5 protein-coding genes are annotated in these 5,222 nt (G+C 65.1%); 2 read left to right on the top strand and 3 right to left on the bottom strand.

Annotated elements, in window-relative coordinates; all coding sequences use genetic code 11:
* Nucleotides 1–1,692 (top strand): sigma-54-dependent Fis family transcriptional regulator (locus tag QZY06_RS00075; protein ID WP_295678589.1); only part of this gene is annotated, 1,692 nt, incomplete at its 5' end.
* Nucleotides 1,692–2,315 (top strand): DUF2238 domain-containing protein, encoded by a 624-nt coding sequence (locus QZY06_RS00070; RefSeq protein WP_295678587.1) that lies wholly within the window; start codon nt 1,692–1,694, stop codon nt 2,313–2,315. The genes QZY06_RS00075 and QZY06_RS00070, both read left to right, overlap by 1 nt.
* Here the strand turns inward: QZY06_RS00070 and QZY06_RS00065 are convergent.
* The 3 genes from QZY06_RS00065 to QZY06_RS00055 form a co-directional block, all read right to left on the bottom strand.
* Nucleotides 2,312–3,604, bottom strand: coding sequence for a TolC family outer membrane protein (locus QZY06_RS00065; protein WP_295678584.1), 1,293 nt, complete (start codon nt 3,602–3,604; stop codon nt 2,312–2,314). The genes QZY06_RS00070 and QZY06_RS00065 overlap by 4 nt on opposite strands.
* Before the next feature lie 11 nt (nt 3,605–3,615).
* Nucleotides 3,616–4,317 carry a TetR/AcrR family transcriptional regulator gene (locus QZY06_RS00060; RefSeq protein WP_295678583.1) on the bottom strand — a complete coding sequence of 234 codons (702 nt, stop codon included), beginning with the start codon at nt 4,315–4,317 and terminating at the stop codon, nt 3,616–3,618.
* 359 nt (nt 4,318–4,676) lie between these two features.
* Nucleotides 4,677–4,838 carry a hypothetical protein gene (locus QZY06_RS00055; protein ID WP_295678581.1) on the bottom strand — a complete coding sequence of 54 codons (162 nt, stop codon included), beginning with the start codon at nt 4,836–4,838 and terminating at the stop codon, nt 4,677–4,679.
* Nucleotides 4,839–5,222: the final 384 nt, after the last annotated feature.

Genomic DNA, 5,222 nt, shown 5'->3' with positions numbered 1-5,222 from the left:
GATCAACGCATGCTGCTGCTGCACAGTTCGGCGCTCGGGGTGCTGCGCCGCGAGTTGATCGAAAGCCTCGGCGTCGATCGCGCGCGGGGGCTGCTGACCCGCATCGGCTACAACTCCGGTTCGCACGACGCCGAGCTGTCGCGAAAGCTGCGCGGCAGCGGCGGTGCCGCCAATGCGATCTACGGCGGCCCGCAGTTGCACATGCTCGAAGGCACGGTGCGGGTCGAGCCGGTGATGATGGAAGTCGACGAGGAGAAGGGACACTTCCACGGCGAGTTCCTGTGGCACGGTTCTTCGGAAGCCGAGGAACACATCCGCCTGTACGGCATCGGCAGCGAACCGGCCTGCTGGCAGCAGATCGGCTACGCCTCCGGCTTCATCAGCCGCTTCATGGGCCGGCCGGTGCTGTTCCGCGAGGTTCAGTGCTGCGCGCAGGGCGCCAGCCATTGCCGGATCATCGGCAAGCCGGTCGAGGAATGGGACGATGCCAGCCGCGATCTCGCCTTCCTGCGCGCCGATGCGCTGACCGCCGGCCTTGCCACGTCGGCACCAATCGATCTCGGCGTGGCCTCGCCGATCGGCAGTGCTGCGCAGGACCTGCTTGGCGATACCGACGTGGTCGGCGCCTCGGCCGGCTTCAACGCTGCCTGCCACATGGTCCGCCGGGTTGCCGATACCCAGGCCACCGTGCTGTTCCTCGGCGAAAGCGGCGTCGGCAAGGAAGTGCTGGCGCGCAGCCTGCACCGGGTCAGCCCGCGCGGCGCCGGGCCATTCATCACCCTCAACTGCGCGGCGATCCCGGAAACCCTGATCGAATCCGAGCTGTTCGGCGTCGAGCGCGGTGCCTTCACCGGCGCCACCACGGCGCGGCCGGGTCGCTTCGAGCGCGCTCACGGCGGCACGCTGTTCCTGGACGAGATCGGCATCCTCAGCTGGACCGCGCAGGGCAAGCTGCTGCGCGCACTGCAGGAGCGGGAGATCGAAAGAGTTGGCGGCACGCGGACCCACAAGGTCGATGTGCGGCTGGTCGCGGCGACCAATCTCGATCTCCGCGAGGAAGTTCGCGCCCGGCGCTTCCGCGAGGATCTGTTCTTCCGCCTCAACGTCTTCCCGATCACCGTGCCGCCGCTGCGCGAGCGCCGCGAAGACATCCCGATCTTCATGAATCACTTCCTGCGCAAGTTCAATCTGCGCAATGCCCGCAAGGTCACCGGCTTCACGGGGCGGGCGATCGACGCGATGCTCGGCTACGACTGGCCGGGCAACATCCGGGAGCTGGAAAACATCGTCGAGCGCGGCATGATCCTGGCGCCGGAGGGCGGTGCGATCGACGCCTTCCACCTGTTCTCCGGCGGCGAGCAACTGGCCAGCGGCAGCTTGAGCCTCGACCGTGGTGGCAGCCTGCGCAGCGATCAGCAGAAGGCAGCGGCCGAAGCCGCGCCGGTTGTTGAACAGGCGACGCCCGAAGTGCGTACCAGTCAGGTCATCGCCGATCTGCTCACTGCGGTCGGCAATGGCGCGGCCGAGGGCCTGTCGATCGATCGCATCGAAGCGCTGATGATCGAGCGCGCCGTCGCGCAGGCCGGCGGTAATCTGTCTGCGGCTGCGCGCCTGCTCGGCATCACCCGGCCGCAGCTCGCCTATCGTCTGAAAGCCGCGCGGCGCGGCGCCAACCCGGAAACCTCTGCTTGATGAACGACAACTCCCGCCTGCACACGGCGCTGGTCCTGCTGGTGGCCGCGGCGCTGATCGCGTCGGCCATCGCACCGTTCGATCGCATGACCTGGGTCATGGAAGTGTTGCCCGTTGTGCTGGTCGCGCCGGTGCTGTGGTTCAGCCGCCGGCGCTTTCCGCTGACCAACTTGCTGTATGTGCTGATCGCCGTACATGCGCTGGTGCTGATCGGTGGCGGAACCTGGACTTACGCCCGCGTGCCGATCGGCAACTGGGTGCAGGAGGTGTTCGCGCTATCCCGCAATCCCTACGACAAGCTCGGTCATCTGCTGCAGGGTTTCGTGCCGGCGCTGGCGACGCGCGAGCTGCTGATCCGCCATCGCATCGTCGTTGGCCACGCGTTCATCGTCGGCCTGCTGTCCGTATGTGTGGCGATGGCGATCAGCGCCATCTACGAGCTGATCGAATGGGCAGCGGCGGTCGCACTGGGCCAGAACGCCGACGATTTCCTCGGCACTCAGGGCGATCAGTGGGATACGCAGTCCGACATGCTGATGGCGCTGATCGGCTCGACCTTGGCGATGCTGCTGCTGGCACGCTGGCATGACCGAGCGATTCGGCGGCTGTCGATCCCGCGCTAAGGAATGGCGGCGAGCGTCAGCCTGCCCGTGGCACCGAGCAACTGCAGCGCGGCCAGCGAGCGATCGTGCTGGCTGGCGGCGAGGTTGACGGTGGCGGTCAGCAGTTCGCGTTGGGCGTCGAGCAGATCGAGCGTGGTGCGGGTGCCGACGGCCTGCTCGCGCTGCACGCTGTCCAGCGCCAGTTCGCTGGCCTTCACGGAGGCTTCATAGGCGGCGATCACCTGCGCCGAGGATTGGTACATCGCCCAGGCCTGGGCGATTGCTTCGCTCGAGGCGCGGCGGCTGTCGGCGGCGCGCGCTGCGGCGGCCGAGGCTTCGGCCTTCGCGGCCGAGACGCGCGAGGCGATAGCGCCACCGGCATAGATCGGCAGGGTGGCTTTCAGCTGCACGGACCAGTAGGTCTGGCGGTCGTAAGTGAAGGTGGAATCGTCGGCATCGTTGGCTTCCGCTTCGATCGACAGGCGCGGCAGATGCCCGGCCTGCTCGGCGCTGATCCGCGACTTCGCGGCGCGGTCCTCGGCATCGGCGGCACGCACGGCTGGCGTATCGGCGGACACGGCCAGCGCTTCGGCGAGCGTCGCCGGCACCAGCGGCTTCGGCCAGTCGCCGGGCAGTTGATCCGGCGGCAGGCCGACGACGCGCTCATAAGCCGCAGCGCTCACCGATTCGGTGGCGCGCGCTCGGTACAGGTTGGCACCGGCTTCGGCCAGCCGCGCTTCGGCCTGGGCGACGTCGGCCTTGGTCGCTTCGCCGGCATCGAGGCGCTTGCGGCTGTCGTCCAGTGCTTGCTGCAGGCGCTGGACATTGGTTTCGTTGAGGCTGATCACGGCGCGGTCGCGCTTCACGTCGAGCCAGGCGCTGGCGGCGGCAAACAGCAGTTGCTGGGCGGTTGCGACTTCGTTCTGCTCGGCACCTTCGTGCTTCGAGCGCGCGGCATCGACCTGGGCGCTGACCAGTCCGCCGCTGTACAGCGGCTGGCTGGCGACCAGGCCCCAGCTCAGCGGCTGACGCGCGCCGGGCTGCGGAAACTGGGCGTCGGTATAGAGCCGCGAGCGGCCGCCGATGACGGTGGCATTGACGCTCGGCAGATAGCCGGCGCGGGCGGCTTCGACTTCCGCCGCGCTGCCGGTTGCGGAGAGATGGGCAGCAGCGAGCCGAGGATCCTGCTGGAGCGCGCGTTCGGCAGCTTCGTGCAGGCTGGTGGCGTTGGCTTGTGCGGCCGTCAAAGACAGGAAAACGCTGACCGCGATGCGGTTCAGGACGCGGTTGACTTGGGGGCTGCGGTTCATCTTTCGGGTCTTCAAGGGGAATCAGGGCGTCGCGCGCAGCCATGCAGGAACAGGCTGACGACACCGGCAATGTGCTGGGCGGCGTTGCGGCCGGGGAGGAAGGGTTCGAAGCCGAGCAGCGCGCGGTGCTGCGGGTTGGCCTTGACCATCTCGATGAACTGCACGGCGGTGAATTCCGGGTCCGGACAGACCAGGCGGCCAGCTTCGTGCTGGCGGCGGAAGTAGTCGCCCAGCAGCTTGCGCGCGCGCGCCGGACCGTATTCGTAGAAGCGCTGGGCGAGTGCCGGGAAGCGCGGCATCTCGGCGATCATGATGCGGAACAGCTCGTGTCGCTTGTGATCGAGAAACAAGGTGACGAAGAATCTGGCCAGCGTTGTGAGCGTGGCTTCGATGTCGTCATCGGCCTGCGCCGGAATCTTCAAGCCCTGCATGAACTCGTCGCAGCGCGCAGCGATGATGTCGCCGAACAGGCCTTCCTTGTTGCCGAAGTAGCGGTACAGGCTGGCCTTCGAGCCGCCGACCCGGCGCATCACTTCCTCGATGCTGGCGCCTTCGTAGCCGTACTCCAGAAACACATCGAGCGCCGCAGCGAGCATCGCATCACGCCTGGCCGTACCGCGCGCGCCAAGCACTTCCGGTTCCGCAGTGGCTGCGACCGGCGACGGCTCGCCCGGCGCCTTGCGCGCAGGCTTCCGCCTGGCTTTGGCCAGCACGGGTATCGCGGCTTCGGGCTTTGCGGGAGGTTTGACTTTCGCCACGTCGGAGGCACAAAATGAAATGTAACGTTCATTACACTATCAGCCGGTTTCAGCTGCTGCAAGCCGCTCGACAACCCGCTCTTCAAGAAGCACCCCGGAAGCACTGACAATGGCCACCACGATCGATCCTCCCGTTTCTGGGCCCGTTTCCGGACCCACTTCCGGCCCCGTATGACCCCATCCAACGGTCCAAGGTGCCCCGCCAGTACCGGGGTCTGGGTAAGCTGTCAACCGAAGCCCTTCAGCGCCTTGTACGAGCTTTACAGCGTTTTCAGTGAACTGCATGCAACCTCCTATCTAGCCATAGGATACTGCTATTTATGCCAGCCGTTTGTCACAATCAAAAAGTATGCCATAAGTCCAAGCCCAGCGGCACAAATCCCACCAAGCGACCATTTTCCGAGCGAGACAAATTTATCGTCTAACCACTCATGCAGAGCTTCTTTTAGGGCGGCTTTCGTCTCGTCCTTGGTCATGTTATCCACGCGCATCACCATAAAATATATCTCGCATATTAGTCCTTTTGGTGTATGTACACTTTCAAGGAACCACGTTAAGGTTATCCCGTTGTCATGTGCAACGGGGCCTTGTCCGCAGTTCTAGCCAACTGCGGGGCGCTAGGAAATACGTAGCCTAGCGCGCCCTTTTATTTCCAGATCATGTATCCACCGAAAGGGTAGCCTGTCCATTGCTTATCCTACTCATATTGTGCTAGTCCCTTCGGCGTATTACATCCTTTAGGGAACCATGCTAATGTCGTAACCGCTGTGTACACGGCGGCGTGGCCTAGCTGTGGTTCGCGTATCGAACCATGGGGCTTCCGATTAGCTGACCCTAATCGGGAGTCGCCACGTCTTTAT

It is taken from the genome of uncultured Nevskia sp. (genome assembly GCF_903885465.1).
Lineage (GTDB): Bacteria > Pseudomonadota > Gammaproteobacteria > Nevskiales > Nevskiaceae > Nevskia.
Note: the sequence above shows the minus strand (reverse complement) of the source record. Positions and strands in the feature narration are given on the sequence as shown.